Source organism: Pararoseomonas sp. SCSIO 73927, from assembly GCF_037040815.1.
Taxonomy (GTDB): domain Bacteria; phylum Pseudomonadota; class Alphaproteobacteria; order Acetobacterales; family Acetobacteraceae; genus Roseomonas.
On the sequence record NZ_CP146232.1, the window covers coordinates 1495611 to 1514954 of the forward strand.

The following is a 19344-nucleotide window of genomic DNA, read 5'->3' on the forward strand; positions in this document are numbered from 1 at the left end:
CTCGAAGAAAAAGATGATGGTGGGAGGTCCGGAGGGAGGAAGAATTCCTTCTTCCTCCCTCTGGCCACGGCGGGCCAGCCATAAGGCCGAGACGAACCTTGCGGACCCGTCGCATCCGGGCGGAGAAGCAGGGACCGGGAAAGGAAATGCCATGACGACGCTGCTGGTCTGGGGGCGTGCGAACTCCGTCAACGTCCAGAAGGTGCTCTGGTGCTGCGACGAGCTGGGCCTGGCTTTCGAGCGCCGGGACGCGGGCATGGCCTTCGGCGTCGTGGACACCCCGGAGTACCGGGCCATGAACCCGAACGGCCGGATCCCGACCCTGGTGGACGGCGACGTCGTGCTCTGGGAGTCCCACTCCATTCTCCGCTACCTCGCGCTCCGCGAGATCGAGCAGGGGCTGGGCACGAAGGGCATCTACCCCGAGGGCGCCGCGCCGCGCGCCCGGGTGGACCGGTGGCTGGACTGGGTGCTCTCCACCTTGCAGCCCGCCGAGCGGGCGCTCTTCTGGGGCATGGTGCGCACCCGCCCGGCGGAGCGCGACATGGCGGCGATCCGCGCCGCGGCGAAGGCGTCCGGCGAGGCGTGGCGGGTGCTCGACGCCCATCTGGCGCACGGGCACCCCTACGTGGAGGGCGAGGCCCTCACGCTCGCGGACATCGCCCTCGGTTCCTATGCCCGGCGCTGGTTCGGCGTGGAGGTGGAGAACCGGCCCGCCCTGCCCCGGTTCGAGGCCTGGTACGGGCGCCTTGCCGAGCGGCCGTCCTTCCAGCGCCATGTTGCACCGCCCATGACGTAGCGGCGGCCGCCCCGACGGGCTCTAACGGCCGTCGCACGTCGTGCTCGATGGCGTCGGTCGTCTCCCTCAGGGGCAAGAGCCCGTCAGCCGGGGTCCGGGGCTCCGCGGGTCATGTCGGGATGCCGCCGGATGAGGTAGCGGTGCCGCCCGTCCAGCACGAGGACGCCGCCCTGGTTGTGGACGGTGCTGCGCAGCCCGACGACGCCGGTCGTGCGGTTCGGCGCCAGCTCGTCCACCTCCAGCGCCGCGTAGAGTGTATCGCCAACGTAAACCGGGTGCAGGAAGCGGCTGGACTGCTCCAGGAAGGCCCGCAGCGAGTCCTGCACGAGGTGCGGGAAAAGGCCCGCCCCCGCCACGGTCTGGATGGCCACCTGGTACCCATGGGCCAGCATGTCCGGCAGCCCGTGGGCGCGGCAGTAGGCGCGGTCGTAGTGGATGGGGTGGTTGTCCCCGCTCGCGGCCTGGAAGGCGAGGAAGATCGCCTCCGTCATGGTGCGGCTGGGCAGCGGGAAGCGCTCGCCGATCCGGAAGTCGTCGAACCAGCGCTGCTCCGCCACCATCCGGTGCGCGCGGGGATCGAAGCCCGCTTCTCCCTCCGTCATCGCGGCTCCTTCCCCATCGTCACGCCCGGCGGCCGGGCATCCCGGGTGCCTTCCCCGCCGATGACGGCCCGGCGGTCCGCCCGGCGCCCGGCGCCCGGCCGCCCCGCCGGCGCGGTCAGCGACCCGGCGCATCCCGGACCAGCCGGACGAAGCCCGCGATGATCGCCGGCATGTCCACGGCCTTCGCCGGCATCCGCTCCGGCGGGAGGGTCAGGCTGTCGAGGAATTGTCCCCCCGCGGTGAAGAGCGACATCTCCAGCGCGTCACCGACGAACTCGAGGCGGCAGACAACCTCCTCCTCCCCGGCCACCTGCCGGGCCCCGGCGATGAAGGCCACGATCTCCTCCAGGCCAGGGGTTCCCGCGCCCGCCTCGTCCAGGAACTCCGCGATCTCCGCCTCCGTCTCGGGGAGCGGGACCAGGGCCAGCGGCACGCAGCCGCTCGCCTCGAAGACCGCGCCGCGCCAGCCGTCGAACAAGGCGGCAGCGCGGGACTCCTCCGGCGTCATTCTCTCCTCGTCCTCCCCGGCGGGGAGGGGCAGGCCGCCCTGCGCGGCGATCTCGTCCCAGACCGGGATGTCCCAGTCGATCTCCAGCCCGACCAGCACGCCGAAGCCGCCCGCCAGCAGCCCCTCCGCGTCGCCCGGCGGCAGATCGCGGGGCTCCTCCCCCGCCACCATGTCGAGGAGCGCGCGCCGGAGGGCGCCGGGTGAGAGGCCGGCGAGGATCTTCGGCGCTCGCCATCCCGGCAGGAACCGGACCTCGAGCGCCTCCTCCAGCGCCCCGGAGGCGAGCAGCCCCTCCGCGATGGCGGCCGCGTCCGGCAGCCCCCCAGGGGGAAGGGCTACCGGCAGGGCAACCAGCTCCGCCCATCCCGAGGGGCCGAGCGCGCCGCCCGCCGCCACCGAGAGAAGGGTGGCGGCCAGCTCCTCCGCGTTCCCGTTCCCGTGGCGCTCGGCGGCCTTCCGGATCGCCAGGTCCAACACCTCGGCCCGTCCCGCCGACAGCAGGTCCTGGGCCAGGGCGTCGAGCTCGTCCTCATCGCCGGCGACGAAGGCAGCCAGCAGCCGGTCCGCGGCGGGACCGGGCTGCCCCCCGGGGCGAGGCTCCGGCGGGGGCGAGCCGGCCGGCCCGAGGCCGAGCAGTCCGAGGGCGGCATCGCCCCGGAGAAGGCGGTCCCGGTCGATCCAGGCGCGGCGGCTCTCCGGCGTGTCCACCCGCCCCTGCATCCAGCGCCGGAACGCCCCCCGGTCCGCCCGCTGCACGAACACCTCGACGCCGGCCGCGAGCATCTCGGCCGCGACGGCCCGGTTCACCGCCCGGACGGTCTCGGGGTCCGTTTCGCCGGGCCGCAAGGTGTCCAGCGCATCGGCGTCCGCGAAATGGGTCAGGAGCACCGCGTCGAGGCCGTCGGCGACGTCCCGCGCCAGCTCCACGGCCGTCCTCACGGCTTCGTCCAGGCGGTCTTCTTGGTTCGGCATGGCTGGTATCTGAACTCTGGACGGGGTGCGCCTCCTGATGCCCCTAACAGCGCCCCCGGGGAAGGGCGCCGGGACCCTCTCCGGGCACAGTCCCGCGATCCGTCGGGATTGCCGATCCAACCGTTCCGGCGCTCCCGCCGGAACGGGCCGGCTCCTCAGCTCCCCGTGAAGCGCGCCGGCCGCTTCTCCAGGAAGGCGGCCCGCCCCTCCTGATGGTCGGCGGAGAGGAAGAGGGTGGCCTGGAAGTGCCGCTCCGCCTCCAGCGCCGCCTCCAGCCCGGCGGCGAGCATGGACTTCGTCAGGGCCATGGGCGCGGGGGCCTGCTCCGCCAGGTAGCGGGCGCGCTCCAGCGCGCGGGGCAGGGCCTCGCCGCGGTGGACCACCTCCTCCACCAGGCCGATGCGCTCGGCCTCGGCCGCCGTCACCTGCTCGTGCAGCATCAGGATGCGGCGGGCGCGGCCGGCGCCCACGCGGGCGGGCAGGGTGAAGGGCAGGCCGAGATCGGCCATCAGCCCCACCTTGCCGAAGCCCGCCATGAAGCGCGCATCCTCGGCGGCCACGATCAGGTCGCAGGCGCAGGCGAGGGACAGGCCGGCGCCGACGCACCAGCCCTCCACCGCCGCCACCACGGGCTTGGACCCGGTGGCGAGGAGGCGGATGGAGCGGTGGGCGCGGCGCAGCCTCTCCCGCCCGCCGAGGGCATTCTCCACCTCCATACCGGAGAGGTCGCCACCGGAGCAGAAGGTGCCGGAGGCGCCGGTGACGACAACGGCGCGGATGGCGGGGTCGCCCTCCGCCGCCTCCAGCACGTCCGCCATGCGGTCGCGCAGCGGCACGGCCAGCGCGTTGCGGCGCGCGGGGTAGTCCAGGGTCAGCACCAGCACGGCGCCGGCGCGCGCGGCGTGCAGCACCATGCCGTCGGGCAGGGGGGTCTTGCTCGGAGTGTCGCTCATCCCGCGCGCCTCAGGCGCCGGCCGTCTCGCGCGCGTCCTGCAGCGGCGCGGCGGTCACGGTGCGGAGGTGGTCCAGGGTCACGCCCGGGGCGAGGTCGCGCACGGCGAAGCCCGCCTCCGTCACGTCGAGCACGGCGAGGTTGGTGTAGACCCGCGACACCGCCCGCATCGCCGTCAGCGGGTAGCCGCAGCGCTCCACCAGCTTCGGGCGCCCGTCCTTCGTGGTGTGCTCCATCATCACCCAGACGCGCTTCGCGCCGGCCGCGAGGTCCATGGCGCCGCCCACCGCCGGCGCGGTGTCGTTCTCGCTGGTGGCCCAGTTCGCGATATCGCCGTTCTCGGCCACCTCGAAGGCGCCGAGCACGCAGAGGTCGATGTGCCCGCCGCGGATCATCGCGAAGCTGTCCGCGTGGTGGAAGTAGCTGCCGCCGGGATGGAGCGTGACGGGCGCCTTGCCGGCGTTGATCAGCCAGGCGTCCTCACGCCCCTTCTCCGGCGCCGGGCCCATGCCGAGGATGCCATTCTCGGAGTGCAGCACCACCTCGCGCCCCTCGGGGATGTGGTCGGCGATGAGGGTCGGCATGCCGATGCCGAGGTTGCAGTACCAGCCGTCCGGGATGTCCTTCGCGGCGCGGGCGGCCATCTGGGTGCGGGACCAGGGTTCCATGCTCGTTTCCTCCATCGCCTTCAGGGCGTCACGTACGGGGCATCGCGTTCAGGGCGTCATGTGCCGGATGTCGAGTGCGGGGCGTCGAGTGCAGGGCGTCACGCCAGGGGCGCCAAGCCGGCGGCGTCAGGCCGCCGCGGTCTCGCCCCAGGGGGCGCCGCGCTTCACGTTGAGGACGCGGCTCACGAAGATGCCGGGCGTCACCACCCGCTCCCCCTCGATCGCGCCCAGCTCCACGATCTTCTCCGCCTGCACGATCGTCAGCTTCGCCGCCATCGCCATCACCGGGTTGAAGTTCCGCCCGCTGCGCCGGAAGGTCAGGTTGCCCCAGCGGTCGGCCTCCCAGGCCTCCACCAGCGCCACGTCGCCGGGCAGGGCCAGCTCCATCACGTGGGGGCGGCCGTTGAACTCCCGCTCCTCCTTGCCCTGGCCGAGCTTCGTGCCGGCGGCGGTGGGGGTGAAGAAAGCGGGCACGCCCGCGCCGGCCGCGCGCATCCGCTCCGCCAGCGTGCCCTGCGGCACGATCTCCAGCTCCAGCCGGCCGGCCTTGTACAGCTCCTCGAACACCACCGACCCGACGCTGCGCGGGAAGGAGCAGATGATCTTCCGCACCCGGCCCAGCTCCATCAGCCGCGCCAGCCCCGTGCGCCCCGTGCCCGCGTTGTTGGCCACGATCGTCAGGTCCTTCGCCCCCTGCTCGATCAGCCCCTCGATCAGGTCGTCGGGCTGGCCCGCGGCGCCGAAGCCGCCCACCAGCACCGTGCTGCCGTCCGCAACCCCCGCCATGGCCTCGGCCATGTCCCGGACGATCTTGTTGATCATGCGCCCGCGCTCCTCCAGTCACTGCGGTCCGCCCCAGGGAATGCTCAGCATCCCCGGTGATTGCGCCAACGGAACGGATCGCCCAAGCTCACCCGAAGGGACATGCCGCGCCGGGGAGGCAAGCGATGCCACAAAGGATCGAGGTCGTCCACTTCGCGACCAACCGCAACCTCGTCGACGAGGCGAACGGGATTTTTGGCAACTACTACAACCCCTACGGCCCCTACGAGGTGCGCTACGGGGAGGCGCGGATCCGCGTTCCCGACAACGTGCTGGACGAGGGCGGCTACGCGCTGGACGGCCCGCCGCTGGTGGCCGCCGAGGCCATCCCGGGCCGGAGCGCCCCGGTGGGCACCGTGCCGACCTTCGGCAGCACGAGGATCTTCGACGGGCTGCGCGCGCGCCTGATGGCCAACCGGTCCGACCTGCTGATCCTGATCCACGGCTTCGGCTGCTCCTTCGAGGTCGCGCTGCAGCGCGCGGCCATCCTGAAGGCGGTCTACGGCACCCCCGACAAGCCCCTCGAAGCGGCCGTGTTCTGCTGGCCCTCGGACGGGCGCACCTTCGCGCCGAGCTGGAACGCGGGCCTCGGCGCCGCCTACCGCAGCGACCGGCAGGACGCGGAGGCCTCGGCGGAGGCGATCGCGCGCAGCCTGCGGCGGCTCTACGCCTTCCTCCACGAGCTGCGGCAGGAGGACCGGTGCGAGCGGCGCGTCCATCTCGTCGCGCACTCCATGGGCAACTACGTGCTGCGCTTCGCCCTGCAGAGCTTCGCGCGCGACTTCCCGCGGGAGAACATGCCGCGGATCTTCTCCAACATCCTCCTCGTCGCCAGCGACGAGGACGACGACGCCTTCGACACGCCGCTGAAGTTCGGCCGGCTGCACGAGATCACCACCCAGATGCACCTCTACTACGCGGTGACCGACTTCGCCCTCTGGATCAGCGACAACACGAAGGGCAACCCGGACCGGCTGGGCAATGCGGGGCCGCGCACCCTCACCAACCTGCCGCGCCGGCTGAACCTCATCGACTGCAGCGACGTCTCCGACATCGGCGGCATCTCCGACGCGGACCACCAGTTCTACCGGGCGCGCCCGGAGGTGATCGCCGACATCCAGGGTGTGCTCGCCGGCCGGCCGGCCCACCGCTTCGAAGGGCGCGAGTACGTCAGCGCCCAGCGGGCCTACCGGCTGCGTCCTGCCTAATCGGCGCCAGAGAGGACATGCGAACGCGGCGCCCTACGCCGCCATGTCCCCCACCTGCTCGTTGGTGAAGCCGTGCAGCCGCATCGGCGCCGGCGCCAGCCCGTGCAGCGCCCGCAGCAGGTTCGCCGCCAGCCAGGCATCCTCCAGCGCGCCGTGCAGGCTCCCCTCCCGGGACAGCCCGCAGGCCGCCGAGGCGTGGGCGAGCCCGGACCGCTCCCCCGGCCGCGCCCGGCGCCAGGCCAGCATGGTGCAGAGCTCGCCGCTCCAGGGCCGCGCCATCTCCAGCCGGTCGAACTCCCCGCCCAGCATCCGCCGGTCGAAGGCCATGTTGTGCGCGCAGCCCAGCGCGCCGCCGAAGAACTCCGCGACCTCCCCCGCGTGCTCCGCGAAGCCGGGCTGCCCCGCCAGGTAGGCGTCCGACATCCCGTGCACCCGGTAAGCCCCAAAATGGCAGCGCATCCCCGGCGCGAAGACGAGGTGCAGCGTCCCCTCCGGCTCCAGCGCCGCGTCCAGCCGCACGGCGCCGAGGGACACCACCCGGTCCTGGCCCGTACAGCCGGTGGTCTCGGTGTCGAAGACGATGACGGGGCGGCCGAGGGACATGGGCGGGGAAACTGCCACAGGCGGAAGGGAATGGGGAGGTTTGCACGGGTGGCCCCAGGGGGAGAGAAGGAATTCTCTCCCCCTGGACCCCCACTCATCTTTTTCTGCGGGGCTGCCGCGGAAGGCCGGGCCGGCCCGCGAGGTGACGGATCTTCCGCAGCGGCAGCGCGGAGGGACAGGCGCCGCGCCGAGCGGCCAAGCCGCTCGGCGCGGCGCAAGCCGGGCCTCGCGCGGCAGCCCCTTGAAAGAAGATGAGGGCGGGGGTTCCAGGGGGAGGGAGAATTCCTTCTCCCTCCCCCTGGCCACGGCGATGTCAGGCCCCGATCTCGCGCGCGGCGATGGCGTAGCGGAACGCCGCCGGGTCCAGGCAGTCCGGCTCGCCCTTCGCCGTCATGGCGCAGGGATACATCAGGAAGTTGGATTCCATCGCGCGCGGCGCGCCGGGCAGGGCGATGTTGGTGGCGCTGTTGTAGCCCACCCAGTTCATCTCCCAGTTCCCGAACAGGCGCTCCCGCTGGCGGCGGACGTGGTCGCTCTCCACCGGCAGGTTCTCCTCCAGCACGATCTTGCGGACGTCGGCGGGGTCCACCGGGACCCACCTCCCGCCGACATGCATCTCCGTGCGGCAGTGCTGGGCGCGGGTGATGTCGGGGCCTCCGGTGCCGAGGGAGCGGGAGTTCTCCGAGGCGGCGACGCGGATGCCGTAGACGTCGCGGGCGGGGATGCCGCAGGCCCGGGCGAGGCCGGTCATCAGCGCGTTGATGTCCGCGCACTTCCCGCCGAGCCAGCCGGTCTCCAGCATCACCTTGATGTCGCCGGTGCCGCAGCCGCGGGTGGCGCCGTTGCGGAAGGTGTTCTCCACCACCCAGTCATAGAGGGCGCGGAGCTTCGCTTCCTCCGTGCCGAGGCCGACGGTGATGCGCGCGGCGGTCTCGGCCACGATGCCGTCGGTGGGGACGCTCTCGGTGGGGGCGGTCCAGAGGGCGCGCTCGGCCGCGCTCAGCGCCGCGGGCTCGGCGCCGCGGGGGCGGGTGGCCACGGCCTGGGTGACGACCACCCGCTGCTCCCGGGGGGAGGACCAGGTGATACGGAGCATCTCCGCGCCGTAGCGGGCGTCCTGCACCCGCTCCGCGCGGCCGTTCGTCTCGACCGCGGGCTCGTCGGCGCGCTGGTAGGTGCCGACGGTCCCCGCCAGGGGCAGCCAGAGGATCGCGGGCTCGTCGCCGGTCTCGACCGTCACCTCGGTCCGCAGCTCGAAGCGGCGCCAGCCGGCGAGGTGCGGCTGCGCCCCGGCACGGGAGGGAAGGAGGGAGGGCAGGGAGAGGTCAGCGGCACCCGCCAGGAGGGTGCGGCGTGGGAATGGCTTCGGGGTCGGGCTCATGGGGGCGTTGTCTCCACACGGGGAACGGATGACGCGCCGTTCTTGTGACCGCTCTGCGGAGCCAAGCCAAGCGGGAGAAAGTTCCATCCGCTGCGCGTATGGCGGGTATCCGCTTCTTCCTATGGTCCGGACGCGAGTGAAGAGACATATCTCACATAACGAGATGACACCCTCGAGCCACCGTTCGCGCAAGTGCCCACCCCGAATACCCGAACAGAGTACCCGCCATGATCACCTCCGTCCGCATCCTTGGCCTCGCCGCCGCCCTGTCCGCCACCCTTGCCGTGGTGGGCGCGGGGGCCGAGGCGAACTCGCGTCCCATGGCTGCCCCGGCCCCCGCCGCCGAGCGGAGCGCCGACGAGGCCATGTACGACGCCCGATACGGCATGGGTCCGCGCGGCGCCGGACAGAGCGTGCTGGACGGCAGCGGGGCGACCGGCGGCGGGGGCCAGCACAACTGAGCCGCTCCTGCCACCCCTCCTCGTGACCGGGGCCCGGTCCTAGGCCCGGCGCAGGTTCCACAGGTAGGGGTTGGGCCCCTGCAGCACGCCGGAGAGGTCCGCGCGGAACCCGGTCTTCAGCACGAAGAGGCCGGAGGGCGCGAAGCCCACATGCTCCCAGGCGCTGCGCTGCACCTCCGCGAAGGCCTGGGCCTGAGCCGCGGCGTCGGGGGCGTAGAGCCAGCGCTCGATGCTCGCCTCGGTCGCCGGATCGGTCGGCCAGCCGAACCAGGCCGTGGGGCCGTCGCCGCGGATGCCAGAATTCACCGCCGGGTTGGCGATGGAGGCGGCGGGGAAGTTGGTGGGGTAGATGCTCCAGCCCCCTCGGTTCGCATCCTCCCGCGAGTTGCGGCGGCTGAGCAGGGCGGCCCAGTCCATCTCCTGCAGATCCACCTGGAAGCCGAGCTGGCGGAGGACATCGGCGGCCAGCCGGCCCTGCGGGGCCACCGCGGCGAAGTCGGTCGGGTTGATCACCACCACCTTCGCGCCCTCCGCCCCCGCCGCGCGGATGGCGGCGCGCGCCCTGGCGAAGTCGCGCGGCGCGGCGGGGAACTCGGTCACCCCCGCCAGGGTGCAGGGGAACAGGGCGTGGCATTCCCGCCAGTCGCCCGGCGCGGCCACCGCGGCCATGTGGTCGGGCTGGCTGATGCAGTCCCGCACGGCCCGCCGCACCTCGACGTTGTCGAAGGGCGGGTGCAGGTGATTGAAGCGGACCACGCCGAGGAAGCCGACGGGGTCGTAGACCTGCGTCCGCAGGTTCCGGTCCCGCTCCAGCACGGGCAGCAGGTCCGGCAGCGGGTACTCCACCCAGTCCACCTCCCCGCGCTGCAGGGCGGCCCCGGCCGTCGCGCCGTCGGGGATGATGTGCCACTCGAGCCGGTCGAAATGCACGCGCTTCCCGCCGGAGGCCCCCTCGGCCGGCTCGTCCCGCGGCCGGTAGGCCTCGTTGCGGGCATAGGCCACGAAGCTGCCGGGGTTGAACTCCGACGCCACAAACTTCCAGGGGCCGCTGCCGATCATCTCCGGCACCGGCCTTGCCGGGTCCGTCCTCGCCAGCCGTTCCGGCATGATGAAGGGCGGGATGCCGGCGGGCTTGGCCAGGGCGTAGAGCAGGGCGGGGAAGGCGCGGGTGAGGCGGATGGTGAGCGTCCGGTCGTCCGGCGTCCCCCACTCCGCCACCACCCGGGCGAGCATCGCTCCGAAGAGGTCCCGCGCGCACCAGCGCTTCAGACTGTAAACACAATCGCGTGATAGGACAGGTGTGCCGTCGTGGAAATGTAAACCCTCGCGCAAGCGGATGGTCCAGAGCATCCCGTCCGCACTGACTTCGTGCCCCGCCGCCATCTGCGGGCGCGGGATCAGCCGCGCATCGGTTGCGTAGAGCGTGTCGAACACGCAGAAGCCGTGGGTGGTGCTGATCGTGGCGTTCTGCACTATGGGGTCCAGCGCCGTCAGCGCGGCCTGCGGCACGAAGCGCAGCGTGCGCGAGCGGGCAGGTTGGGCCAGTGTGGGCGAGCCAGAAAAAGAGGTGCCCGCAACAAGGGCGGTGCCCTTCAGGAGGGAGCGGCGATGCATGGGATATCCTCCACTCCGGGGGCGGGCGGAGGCGGCGGAAGAAGCCATGATGCGGGCGCCGTCCCGCGCCCCGGCCCCGAGGGGCCGGAGGCGGGGCACGCCGGATCCGGGCGCGCGCTCGTCCTCATGGTGCACCGTCCCTACGCCGGTCCGAACCGGATCAGGTTCCAGGGGTCGCAGGTCTCCCCGCCTCTCAGCCCGGAATGGGCTCCCCCCGGTGTCCAGCAGCCGTATGGAACGGCGCCGGGTCGGCCCGCAAGACGGATGTGGCCCCCGCGCCCCCGCCCTGATACCTCCACGCCCTTTCTTACCGGATCATGTCATGCCCTCCCGCCCCAACGCCCGGCCAGTACGCCCTGATTGATGGGACAGGTCCTCGTCACCGGCGCGGCCGGCTTCATCGGTGCCCATGTCTGCCAGGCCCTGCTCGCGCGCGGTGAGCAGGTTATCGGCGTCGACAACTTCAACCCGTACTACGACCCGGCGCTGAAGGAGGCGCGGCTGGCGGCGCTGACGGGCAACACCCGCCCCGGCGCCTTCACGCTGCACCGGCTGGACATCGCGGAGACGGACGACCTCCTCGCCCTGTTCGCGGCCAATCCCGGCATCGACCGCGTGGCGCATCTCGGCGCCCAGGCCGGGGTGCGGTGGTCGCTAGAGGCGCCCTTCGCCTACACCTCCACCAACGTCACCGGCCATCTCGGCGTCCTCGAGGGAATCCGGCGCAGCGAGGGCCGCGTCGGCCACGCCGTCTACGCCTCCACCAGCTCCGTCTACGGCCGGCGCACGGACGGCGCCTTCCGCGAGACGGACCGCACGGACACCCCCGCCTCCCTCTACGCCGCCACCAAGAAGGCGGGGGAGGTGATGAGCAGCACCTATGCCGACCTCTACAACCTCCGGCTCACCGGCCTGCGCTTCTTCACGGTGTACGGCCCCTGGGGCCGCCCGGACATGGCCTACTGGCTCTTCACCGACGCCATCCTGAAGGGCCGCCCCATCCGCCTGTTCAACGAGGGGCGGATGCAGCGCGACTTCACCTACATCGACGACATCGTGGCCGGCATCCTCGCCGCCCTCGACAACCCGTCGGTGGAGGCGGGCCACCGCCTCTACAACATCGGCAACAGCCAGCCGGAACCGCTGCTGGACATGGTCTCCATCCTGGAGGAGCTCATCGGCATGCCCGCCCGGCGCGAGCTGCTGCCGATGCAGCCCGGCGACGTGCCCACCACCTTCGCCGACATCTCCGCCATCCAGGACGATTTCGGCTGGGAACCGACGACGGACCTCCACACCGGCCTCAGCCACTTCGTGCGGTGGTGGAAGGCGTATTTCGGGTAGCGCGGCGGGGGGGGGGGGGGGGGCCGCCCCCCCCCCCCCCGCGCGGGCGCCCCTAGGCCAGGCTCCGCATCACCGCGTGCCGGCCCAGCTCCGCCTCGAAATAGGCGATCGTCGCGCGCAGCCCTTCCTTCAGCTGCACCCGCGGCTCCCAGCCCAGCAGGTCCTTCGCGCGGTCGATATCCGGGCGGCGCTGGCGGGGATCGTCGCTCGGCAGCGGCCGGAAGACGAGGCGGCTCGGCCCGCCCACCTCGGCCAGCACCATCTCCGCCAACTCGCGGATGCTGAACTCCTCGGGGTTGCCGAGATTGATAGGGCCGGTCACGTCCGGGCCGGACTCCATCAGGCGGATGAAGCCCTCGATCAGGTCCGAGACGTAGCAGAAGGAGCGGGTCTGCTGCCCCTCGCCATAAACGGTGATCGGCTCGCCCCGCAGCGCCTGCACAATGAAGTTGGAGACGACGCGGCCATCGTTCGGGTGCATGCGCGGGCCGTAAGTGTTGAAGATCCGCGCCACCTTGATCTGCAGGTTGTGCTGGCGGTGGTAGTCGAAGAACAGCGTCTCCGCGCAGCGCTTCCCCTCATCGTAGCAGGAGCGGAGCCCGATCGGGTTCACGTTGCCCCAGTAGGCCTCCGGCTGCGGATGCACGGAAGGGTCGCCGTAGACCTCGCTGGTGGAGGCCTGGAACACCGGCACGTGCAGGCGCTTGGCGAGGCCGAGCACGTTGATCGCGCCGTGCACGCTCGTCTTCGTCGTCTGCACGGGGTCGTGCTGGTAGTGCACCGGGGAGGCCGGGCAGGCCAGGTTGAAGATCTGGTCCACCTCCACGTAGATCGGGAAGGTGATGTCGTGCCGGATCACCTCGAAGTACGGGTTCTGCAGGAGGTGCGCGATGTTGTCCCGCGTGCCGGTGAAGTAGTTGTCCAGGCAGAGGACGTGGTCGCCGCGCTCCAGAAGCCTTTCGCAGAGATGAGACCCGAGGAATCCGGCGCCACCGGTGACCAGAACGCGCTTCCGTGTATGCATCGGCACCCCTCGCAGGCCGCGCCCGGCACCGCCCTCCCTCTTGGGAACAGGCCGGACTCGGCATCTTCTACAAAGCCTAGGGCCACGAATCCGTCACAAGAAATCACAAGAATGGGTGCGCGGCGGCCGTGGAGAGGGCGTTGCCCTCTCCACACCTCTCCCGCCAGGGGCCTGAGGCCCCTGGACCCCCTTTCGGCTGCCGCCGCGCTATCCTGACACGGAGTTTCGGCATGACGGGCGTCATTCCGATCACGCCGTCGCCTCGGGTCGTGGACCCGAGGCGCACCGTCAGCAGAGTGCTTCCACCTACTAGAAAAAGATGATGGTGAGGGGTCCGGGGAGAGGAAGAATTCCTTCTTCCTCTCCCTGGCCACGGACCATCAGCGCAGGATCACAGCCATCCCTTACGCTTGAAGTACACGATCGGCAGCAGCGCGCTGGCGATCATCAGCATCAGTGCCCAGGGATAGCCCAGCCCCCATTTCAGCTCGGGCATGAACTCGAAGTTCATGCCGTAGATGCTGGCCACCAGGGTGGGCGGCATCAGCGCGACGGAGGCGACGGTGAAGGTCTTGATGATGCCGTTCTGGTCCATGCTGATGATGCCCAGCACGGCGTCCAGCAGGAACTGCGCCTTGCCGTTCATCGTGTTCGCGTAGTCGATCAGGGACCGCACGTCGCGCACCAGGGTCTTGATCATCACCTGGTTCTCCTTGCGCACGGCGCTCGCCTTCTCGGCGCCGAGGAAGGTGAGGATGCGCGTGAGGCCGAGCAGCGTGTCGCTCGCGCGCGTCGTCACGTCGCCCACCTGGCCGAGGGTGAGGAGGGCCTGGCGCAGGTCCACGTCGCGCTTGTTCGCCTTCACCTGCATGTTGCGCGCGTTGCGGAAGGTGGTCTGGCTCGCGCGGTCCATCTCGCTCGCGGTGCGCTCGAGGATGTCGGCAAGGCGGTCCACGATCTGCTCGAACAGATGCAGCATCACCCCGTCCGGCGTGCGCAGGATGGGCAGGGCCTGGCGCTGGGCGCGCAGGGCGAAGACGGAGAAGGCCTTGGGCGTCGCGTAGCGCACGGTGATGAGCGCGGTGGGCGCGAGGACGAAGGTGATGGGGGTGGAGCCGTACTCCCCCTCCTCCGCTCCGTAGAGGAAGGAGGCGGTGAGGAAGAGGACCTCGCCTTCCTTGTAGAGGCGCGAGGAGCTCTCGATTTCCTGCATCTCCTCCCGGGTCGGCACCTCGACGTGCAGCGCGTCCTGCACGGCCCGCTCCTCGTCGGGCGTCGGGTTCAGCAGGTCGATCCAGGTCGCCGCGGCGATGGATTCGGCCGTGTCCATTCCGCCATGGACATCGCAGGTCCCGTTGCGGAGGGCGTAGGTGGTCATCATGGGCGGCATCCCCGGCGGCCGGGCGGTGGTCGTGCAGCGGCGGTTCGCGCCGGCGGCCGATTCGGCCGGGGCGCCTCCGCTCTAGCGCCGCGCGCGGCACCCTGCCAGCGCGGCGGGATGACAGGTTGAGGCCTGCCTCAGCCCGCGGGCGGCTCGTCCGGTGCGGGCAGGCCGAAGCGGGCGGCCACCTCGGGGAAGGTGGCGCAGCTTGGGTGGCGGGTGCCGGCCACCGTGCCGTCCGCCGCGCGGACGAGCTGGCAGGTCATCATCCCCGCCGCCTCCGCCGCGTCCAGCTCCTCCACCACGTCGGAGAGGAAGAGCACCTCCGCCGGGGGCAGCCCCGCCGTGCGGGCGATGGCGGCGTAGGAGGCCGCCTCGCGCTTCGGCCCCGTGCGCGTGTCGTCGAAGCCGGAGAGGAGGGGCGTGAGGTCCCCCGCCTCGGTGTGGCCGAAGAGGAGCCGCTGCGCCTCCACCGAGCCGGAGGAGTAGATGCGCAGCGCGATGCCGGCCGCGGCCCAGGCGCGCAGGCATCCCGCCACGTCGGGCCAGAGGTGCCCGCGCAGCGCCCCGGCCTCGAAGCCCTGGCGCCAGATCATCCCTTGCAACGCCTTGAGCGGCGTCACCTTCTCGTCCCGCGCCATCCAGCCGCGCAGCGCATCGGCCGGGTCCTGGCCGGGGGCCAGGGCACGGACCTCGTCGAGGATCGCGGCCACTGCCGGATCCCCGGCGTTCTTCGCCAGGAAGCCGTCCAGCGCCCGCTCCACGAAGGGGAACAGGGTCTCCTTCACGAAGGCGATGGCGCTGGTCGTGCCCTCGATGTCGGTGACGACACATCGGGGCACCCGATTCAGACCTCCGCGCCCTGCGGCGCTGCGGTCATCGGGTGCCATGACGCGGACCGGCATCAGCCGAAGGTGGCCGGGAAGCGCTCTGACATGTCGGTGCCGGTGTAGTGCGGCGTCCAGCCCGTGGTGTCCGTGAAGATGCGCAGCGCCGTCACGTTCGGGGTCGTGCCCGCGTCGAACCAGTGCTCCGTGTTGGCGGGCACGGAGATCAGGTCGCCCCGCGTGCAGTGGGCGTCGTAAACCTTCCCGCCCACGTGCAGGATGAAGTTGCCCGCGCCCTCGTGGAAGAAGCGGACCTCGTCCTCGGTGTGGCGGTGCTCGGCCAGGAACTTCTGGCGGATGGCGTCGATCTGCGGGTTGTCGGCCGTCAGCCGGATCACGTCGGCCGTGCCCGCGCCCGTCTCGCCCATGAAGGCGTCCAGGCGGGGGCGATAGGCGGCCAGCACCGTCTCGGGGTCCGCGCCCTCCGGCAGTTCGGCCACCGGCCAGCGCTCAAAGCGCACGCCGATGGCGGACAGGGCGGTGGCGATCTCCGCCGCGTCCTGCGTGTCCTGCAGCACGGCATTGGTGGTGGCGTCGTGGACGACAAGGCGGCTCATGGGCGGAACCTCCCCGCTACGGGTTGATCGAACGGTTGGCCATCTCGCAGGCCAGCATGAATTCCAGCCCCTCCAGGCGGGCCAGGGCGGCCTCCATGTCGGGGCCCCATACATAGACACCGTGGCCGCGGATCAAATACCCGGGCGGGATCGGGGCGGCCATGCCGGCCCAGCGGGCCTCCACGGCGCGCTGCAGGCGGGGAATGTCCTGGTCGTTGTCCAGCACCGGCACCTCCACCGCGCCCTCATGGGTCGGCAGGCCCGGGAAGACCTTCAGCAGCTCGTACCCCTCCAGCCGGATGGAATCCCCGGCCCGGCGGGAGAGCACCGTGTTGGCAATGGAGTGCCCGTGCACCACCGCCCCCACATCCGGGAAGGCGCGGTAGGCGCCGCAGTGCAGCCCCGTCTCGGCGGAAGGGCGCAGCGTCGGGTTCTCCGGCGCGCCCGCCATGTCCACTGCCATCACGGCGCCGGCGTCCAGATGCGCCTTGTGGAAGCCGGAGCGGGTGATCGCCACCCGCCCACCCCCCTGATTCCCGGGTAGGCGGACGGAGATGTTGCCGGCGGTGGCCGGCACCCAGTTGCGCTCCGCCATCCGCCGCCCGGCGGAGACGATGGCCTCGATCGCGGCCGCCGGGATTGCAGCCTGGGGGATGGAATCGGGCACCGGCCGGCTCCTCAACAGCAGCGCGCCGGCCGCCAGGCACTACCCTGGGGACCGGCGCGCTTTCAGCACGAATTGGGACGATCAGACCGTCGGCGGCTGGCGGACGGTGGTGCGGTTCGCGTCCGCGGCCGTGCCCACGGTCGGCGGGGGCAGGTTGCCGGCGGGCGGCACGGCGGTGGTGTCCGCCATGGAGGCGTCGGGCTCGTCCTCCTTGATGTTCTTCTTGAAGGACTTGATGCCGGTGGCCAGGTCGCCCATCAGCCCGCTGATCTTGCCGCTGCCGAAGAGCAGCAGCACGACGAGCAGCACGACGAGCCAGTGCCAGATGCTGAACGAACCCATGTGACGCCCCGTAGATCCTTATGTGCCGGGCCGGCGGCCCAGCCACGTTCCAGGTTGGAGACTAGGGCCGCGCATTCCCGGGGTAAACCGGACCGCCCCAGCCCTGCGGAAATCCGGTAGGGGACATGGGCCATGCGCTGGCCGGACGCAATGGGCGGATGACGGTTCCTTCATGCGGTACGCCGGCCGCCCCGGGGGAGAGGGAGAAGGAATTCTCCCTCTCCCCGGCCCCCTCACCCTCATCTTCTTCTGGGAGGCTGCCGCGGGATGCGGGGCTTGCGGCTCGCCTCGGGTCCATGACCCGAGGCGCGGGCCATGTCCGCCGGTCCCGCATGACAATCCTGCTTCACGGGCCTGCTTCACGGGCCAGCCCCACATTCCGCGGCAGCCTCCCAGAAGAAGATGAGAGGGGGTCCAGGGGGAGAGAATTCCTTCTCTCCCCCTGGGGCCACCCGCGCTACTCCGCCGAGGCCCAGCTCCGGTACGGCAGGATGAACCCGTAGGCGGGGAACACGGTATTCCCCACCACATTCGCCGGCGGATACCACACCCGCACCGCCGACCAGTCGTTGCGCTCGGACACGTCGATCACCGCCTGATCCCGCGCCACGCGGCCCTTCAGCCCGCCGGAGGCCCAGTTGGCGTGGTCCACCCGGATCTCGCGCGGGCCCATCACGCGGGCCACCACGGCCACGTGCCCGTCCCGCAGGCGGGAGGTGCGCTGGAGAACGAGGACGGAGCCGGGGCGGGGGCGCTGGCTGCGGTCATACCGGCCGACCGCCGCGTCCCACCACTGCCAGCCATCGCCGCGCAGCTCGATGCCGGAGCGGGCCCGGGCGTAGGGCACGCAGGACTGGTAGCCGCCGCTCGCCTCGTAGCCGTGGCCGGCCGCGATCGGGCCGCTGCGGGTGCCCCCGCAGGCGGAGAGCGCGCCGCCCGCCAGCGCGAGCAGGAACAGCCGCATGAGAATGGCGGACACGATCGGAAAACCCCCTCGGGCCTCCCCCGAGGCCCGGGCGCAGCCTAGCGCGGCGGCGGTGGCGAAGTCAGCGCCGTCCTGCGGCGGGAATGCGGCGGGCGAGGAATCTTCGGCGGGCGTGTCACACCGGCCCGGCCTGCCTCGTCCTACCGGCGAACACCCACAAGGACAGAGCGCCATGACGCCTCGCCTCGACTACTTTTCCACCGCCCCGAAGCTGCTGGGAGCCATGATGAACCTGGAGCGCGCCGTCGCCAGCAGCGGGCTGGAGCACAGCCTCATCGAGCTGGTGAAGACCCGCGCCTCCCAGATCAACGGCTGCGCCTTCTGCATCGACATGCACACGAAGGACGCCATGAAGGCCGGGGAGAGCCCGGCGCGCCTCTTCCTGCTGAACGCCTGGCGGGAGGCGCCGAACTTCACGGACCGGGAGCGCGCGGCCCTGGCCTGGACGGAGGCGCTGACCCTGGTCTCCCATACGCACGCGCCGGACGAGGACTACGAGGCGCTGAAGGCGCAGTTCACCGAGGAGGAAATCGTGGGCCTGACAATGCAGATCGCCACGATCAACGCCTGGAACCGGCTCGCCATCGGCTTCCGCAGCGTCCCCGGCGTGATGCCCAAGGCGGCCTGACGTGGCGGGCGGGCCCGATCCGGTGCAGCACTTCGCCCCGCTGCGGCGGGAGCTGATCGGGCTCGCCTACCGCATGACCGGCTCCCTCGCCACCGCGGAGGACCTCGCGCAGGAAGCCTTCCTGCGCTGGAACGCCGCGGACCGAAGCGAGATCGAGCTGCCCCGCGCCTGGCTGCTGAAGGCCACGGCGCGGCTGAGCCTGGACCACCTGAAATCCGCCCGCCACCGGCGGGAGAGCTATGTCGGCCCCTGGCTGCCCGAGCCGATGCTGGCAACAGAGGATGCCCCGCAGCAGGCGGCGCATGAGCGGGCGCAGGACATCTCGGTGGCCTTTCTCCTCACCCTCCAGCGCCTCTCCCCGGCGGAGCGCGCGGTCTTCATCCTGCACGACCTGTTCGAGACCTCCTTCGCCGAGATCGCCGCCCTCCTCCACCGCAGCGAGGCCGCCTGCCGCCAGTTGGCCAGCCGCGCCCGCGCCCATCTCGGGGAGGCCCAGCCCCGGCAATCCGTGACGGAGGAGGAGGCACAACGCATCGCCCGCGCCTTCATGGAAGCGGCGCGGGAGGGCCGGGAGGACGCGCTGCGGGCCCTGCTGGCAGCGGACGTGGTGCTGCACACCGATGGCGGCGGCATCCGCCCCGCCGCCCGCAAGCTGATCTTCGGCGCCGACAAGGTGAGCCGCTTCTTCGTCGGACTGTCCCGCAAGGTGCCGCCCCCCGAGGCCCTGCTATATCTGGGCCGCCTCAACGACCTGCCCGGCTATGTCACGCTGGAGGCGGACGGCCTGCCCCAGGCCACCACGCTGGAGATCGTGGAGGGCCGGATCGTCGCGGTCTACGTCATGCGGAACCCCGAGAAGCTCGGCGCGCTGCGCGATCGCCTGCCGGGCTGAAGGGGCTGGCGCACCTCCGAACCGGGGGCCATCTTCCGCCGCCTCAC

Annotated in this window: 21 protein-coding genes and 1 riboswitch; of the genes, 6 read left to right on the top strand and 15 right to left on the bottom strand. The window is 71.7% G+C overall.

Features of this window, described 5'->3' with window-relative positions; all coding sequences use genetic code 11:
* The first annotated feature begins 151 nt into the window (after positions 1-151).
* A complete protein-coding gene (locus tag VQH23_RS07035; RefSeq protein WP_338664919.1) occupies positions 152-799 on the top strand; it encodes a glutathione S-transferase in 648 nt (215 codons plus the stop codon).
* Positions 800-882: 83 nt separating this feature from the next.
* Here VQH23_RS07035 and VQH23_RS07040 read toward each other — a convergent pair whose 3' ends face one another.
* The 5 genes from VQH23_RS07040 to VQH23_RS07060 all read right to left on the bottom strand — a co-directional run bounded on the left by VQH23_RS07040 (position 883) and on the right by VQH23_RS07060 (position 5323).
* Entirely contained in the window at positions 883-1401 is a 519-nt protein-coding gene (locus VQH23_RS07040; protein WP_338664920.1) for a MaoC family dehydratase, read from the bottom strand.
* Between the two features lie 115 nt (positions 1402-1516).
* On the bottom strand, positions 1517-2881 hold the full coding sequence (locus VQH23_RS07045; RefSeq protein ID WP_338664921.1) for a hypothetical protein: 1365 nt from the start codon (positions 2879-2881) through the stop codon (positions 1517-1519).
* Between the two features lie 155 nt (positions 2882-3036).
* A complete protein-coding gene (locus tag VQH23_RS07050) occupies positions 3037-3834 on the bottom strand; it encodes an enoyl-CoA hydratase-related protein (RefSeq protein WP_338664922.1) in 798 nt (265 codons plus the stop codon).
* A gap of 10 nt (positions 3835-3844) precedes the next feature.
* On the bottom strand, positions 3845-4516 hold the full coding sequence (locus VQH23_RS07055) for a 3-oxoacid CoA-transferase subunit B (protein ID WP_338664923.1): 672 nt from the start codon (positions 4514-4516) through the stop codon (positions 3845-3847).
* A 111-nt stretch (positions 4517-4627) separates the two neighbouring features.
* Positions 4628-5323: a 3-oxoacid CoA-transferase subunit A gene (locus VQH23_RS07060; protein ID WP_338664924.1), complete on the bottom strand. Its 696-nt coding sequence runs from the start codon at positions 5321-5323 to the stop codon at positions 4628-4630.
* Between the two features lie 125 nt (positions 5324-5448).
* Between VQH23_RS07060 and VQH23_RS07065 the strand changes: the two genes are divergently transcribed.
* The gene (locus tag VQH23_RS07065; RefSeq protein ID WP_338664925.1) at positions 5449-6531 is read left to right on the top strand and encodes an alpha/beta hydrolase; all 1083 of its coding nucleotides are present in this window, start codon (positions 5449-5451) and stop codon (positions 6529-6531) included.
* Between the two features lie 33 nt (positions 6532-6564).
* Here the strand turns inward: VQH23_RS07065 and VQH23_RS07070 are convergent, their stop codons facing one another.
* Entirely contained in the window at positions 6565-7134 is a 570-nt protein-coding gene (locus VQH23_RS07070) for a 3'-5' exonuclease (protein ID WP_338664926.1), read from the bottom strand.
* Between the two features lie 313 nt (positions 7135-7447).
* Entirely contained in the window at positions 7448-8515 is a 1068-nt protein-coding gene (locus tag VQH23_RS07075) for a transglutaminase family protein (RefSeq protein ID WP_338664927.1), read from the bottom strand.
* A 227-nt stretch (positions 8516-8742) separates the two neighbouring features.
* Here VQH23_RS07075 and VQH23_RS07080 point away from each other — a divergent pair, with 227 nt between their 5' ends.
* Positions 8743-8976, top strand: a complete 234-nt coding sequence (locus VQH23_RS07080; RefSeq protein ID WP_338664928.1) for a hypothetical protein — start codon at positions 8743-8745, stop codon at positions 8974-8976.
* Positions 8977-9015: 39 nt separating this feature from the next.
* Here VQH23_RS07080 and VQH23_RS07085 read toward each other — a convergent pair whose 3' ends face one another.
* Entirely contained in the window at positions 9016-10590 is a 1575-nt protein-coding gene (locus tag VQH23_RS07085) for an ABC transporter substrate-binding protein (RefSeq protein WP_338664929.1), read from the bottom strand.
* 120 nt (positions 10591-10710) lie between these two features.
* A riboswitch (TPP riboswitch) is annotated at positions 10711-10815 on the bottom strand.
* A gap of 138 nt (positions 10816-10953) precedes the next feature.
* On the opposite strand from VQH23_RS07085, the gene VQH23_RS07090 reads away from it, so the two are divergent.
* Positions 10954-11934, top strand: coding sequence for an NAD-dependent epimerase/dehydratase family protein (locus VQH23_RS07090; RefSeq protein WP_338664930.1), 981 nt, complete (start codon positions 10954-10956; stop codon positions 11932-11934).
* Between the two features lie 52 nt (positions 11935-11986).
* Here VQH23_RS07090 and VQH23_RS07095 read toward each other — a convergent pair whose 3' ends face one another.
* The 7 genes from VQH23_RS07095 to VQH23_RS07125 form a co-directional block, all read right to left on the bottom strand.
* Positions 11987-12958 (bottom strand): UDP-glucuronic acid decarboxylase family protein, encoded by a 972-nt coding sequence (locus VQH23_RS07095; protein WP_338664931.1) that lies wholly within the window; start codon positions 12956-12958, stop codon positions 11987-11989.
* A 391-nt stretch (positions 12959-13349) separates the two neighbouring features.
* Positions 13350-14339, bottom strand: a complete 990-nt coding sequence (locus VQH23_RS07100; RefSeq protein ID WP_338664932.1) for a magnesium transporter CorA family protein — start codon at positions 14337-14339, stop codon at positions 13350-13352.
* Positions 14340-14476: 137 nt separating this feature from the next.
* Positions 14477-15181: an acireductone synthase gene (mtnC, locus tag VQH23_RS07105; RefSeq protein WP_408904302.1), complete on the bottom strand. Its 705-nt coding sequence runs from the start codon at positions 15179-15181 to the stop codon at positions 14477-14479.
* A gap of 62 nt (positions 15182-15243) precedes the next feature.
* Positions 15244-15783: a cupin domain-containing protein gene (locus VQH23_RS07110; RefSeq protein ID WP_338664933.1), complete on the bottom strand. Its 540-nt coding sequence runs from the start codon at positions 15781-15783 to the stop codon at positions 15244-15246.
* Positions 15784-15799: 16 nt separating this feature from the next.
* On the bottom strand, positions 15800-16450 hold the full coding sequence (locus VQH23_RS07115; protein WP_338664934.1) for a methylthioribulose 1-phosphate dehydratase: 651 nt from the start codon (positions 16448-16450) through the stop codon (positions 15800-15802).
* An 81-nt stretch (positions 16451-16531) separates the two neighbouring features.
* The gene (locus VQH23_RS07120) at positions 16532-16792 is read right to left on the bottom strand and encodes a twin-arginine translocase TatA/TatE family subunit (protein WP_338664935.1); all 261 of its coding nucleotides are present in this window, start codon (positions 16790-16792) and stop codon (positions 16532-16534) included.
* A 457-nt stretch (positions 16793-17249) separates the two neighbouring features.
* On the bottom strand, positions 17250-17756 hold the full coding sequence (locus VQH23_RS07125; RefSeq protein WP_408904329.1) for a CHAP domain-containing protein: 507 nt from the start codon (positions 17754-17756) through the stop codon (positions 17250-17252).
* A 193-nt stretch (positions 17757-17949) separates the two neighbouring features.
* Here VQH23_RS07125 and VQH23_RS07130 point away from each other — a divergent pair, with 193 nt between their 5' ends.
* Positions 17950-18405, top strand: a complete 456-nt coding sequence (locus VQH23_RS07130) for a carboxymuconolactone decarboxylase family protein (RefSeq protein ID WP_338664937.1) — start codon at positions 17950-17952, stop codon at positions 18403-18405.
* A gap of 1 nt (position 18406) precedes the next feature.
* Complete coding sequence (locus VQH23_RS07135) at positions 18407-19297, top strand: sigma-70 family RNA polymerase sigma factor (RefSeq protein WP_338664938.1); 891 nt, start codon at positions 18407-18409, stop codon at positions 19295-19297.
* The last annotated feature ends 47 nt before the right edge of the window (positions 19298-19344 follow it).

Bases quoted from the DNA above. Each gene is read 5' to 3' on its own strand.
- VQH23_RS07045 (WP_338664921.1), bottom strand. From the start codon at position 2,881: ATGCCGAACCAAGAAGACCGCCTGGACGAAGCCGTGAGGACGGCCGTG.
- VQH23_RS07080 (WP_338664928.1), top strand. From the start codon at position 8,743: ATGATCACCTCCGTCCGCATCCTTGGCCTCGCCGCCGCCCTGTCCGCC.
- VQH23_RS07050 (WP_338664922.1), bottom strand. From the start codon at position 3,834: ATGAGCGACACTCCGAGCAAGACCCCCCTGCCCGACGGCATGGTGCTG.
- VQH23_RS07035 (WP_338664919.1), top strand. From the start codon at position 152: ATGACGACGCTGCTGGTCTGGGGGCGTGCGAACTCCGTCAACGTCCAG.
- VQH23_RS07060 (WP_338664924.1), bottom strand. From the start codon at position 5,323: ATGATCAACAAGATCGTCCGGGACATGGCCGAGGCCATGGCGGGGGTT.
- VQH23_RS07095 (WP_338664931.1), bottom strand. From the start codon at position 12,958: ATGCATACACGGAAGCGCGTTCTGGTCACCGGTGGCGCCGGATTCCTC.
- VQH23_RS07075 (WP_338664927.1), bottom strand. From the start codon at position 8,515: ATGAGCCCGACCCCGAAGCCATTCCCACGCCGCACCCTCCTGGCGGGT.
- VQH23_RS07130 (WP_338664937.1), top strand. From the start codon at position 17,950: ATGACGCCTCGCCTCGACTACTTTTCCACCGCCCCGAAGCTGCTGGGA.
- VQH23_RS07100 (WP_338664932.1), bottom strand. From the start codon at position 14,339: ATGATGACCACCTACGCCCTCCGCAACGGGACCTGCGATGTCCATGGC.
- VQH23_RS07120 (WP_338664935.1), bottom strand. From the start codon at position 16,792: ATGGGTTCGTTCAGCATCTGGCACTGGCTCGTCGTGCTGCTCGTCGTG.
- VQH23_RS07110 (WP_338664933.1), bottom strand. From the start codon at position 15,783: ATGAGCCGCCTTGTCGTCCACGACGCCACCACCAATGCCGTGCTGCAG.
- VQH23_RS07085 (WP_338664929.1), bottom strand. From the start codon at position 10,590: ATGCATCGCCGCTCCCTCCTGAAGGGCACCGCCCTTGTTGCGGGCACC.
- VQH23_RS07065 (WP_338664925.1), top strand. From the start codon at position 5,449: ATGCCACAAAGGATCGAGGTCGTCCACTTCGCGACCAACCGCAACCTC.
- VQH23_RS07055 (WP_338664923.1), bottom strand. From the start codon at position 4,516: ATGGAGGAAACGAGCATGGAACCCTGGTCCCGCACCCAGATGGCCGCC.
- VQH23_RS07040 (WP_338664920.1), bottom strand. From the start codon at position 1,401: ATGACGGAGGGAGAAGCGGGCTTCGATCCCCGCGCGCACCGGATGGTG.
- VQH23_RS07125 (WP_408904329.1), bottom strand. From the start codon at position 17,756: ATGCGGCTGTTCCTGCTCGCGCTGGCGGGCGGCGCGCTCTCCGCCTGC.
- VQH23_RS07090 (WP_338664930.1), top strand. From the start codon at position 10,954: ATGGGACAGGTCCTCGTCACCGGCGCGGCCGGCTTCATCGGTGCCCAT.
- VQH23_RS07070 (WP_338664926.1), bottom strand. From the start codon at position 7,134: ATGTCCCTCGGCCGCCCCGTCATCGTCTTCGACACCGAGACCACCGGC.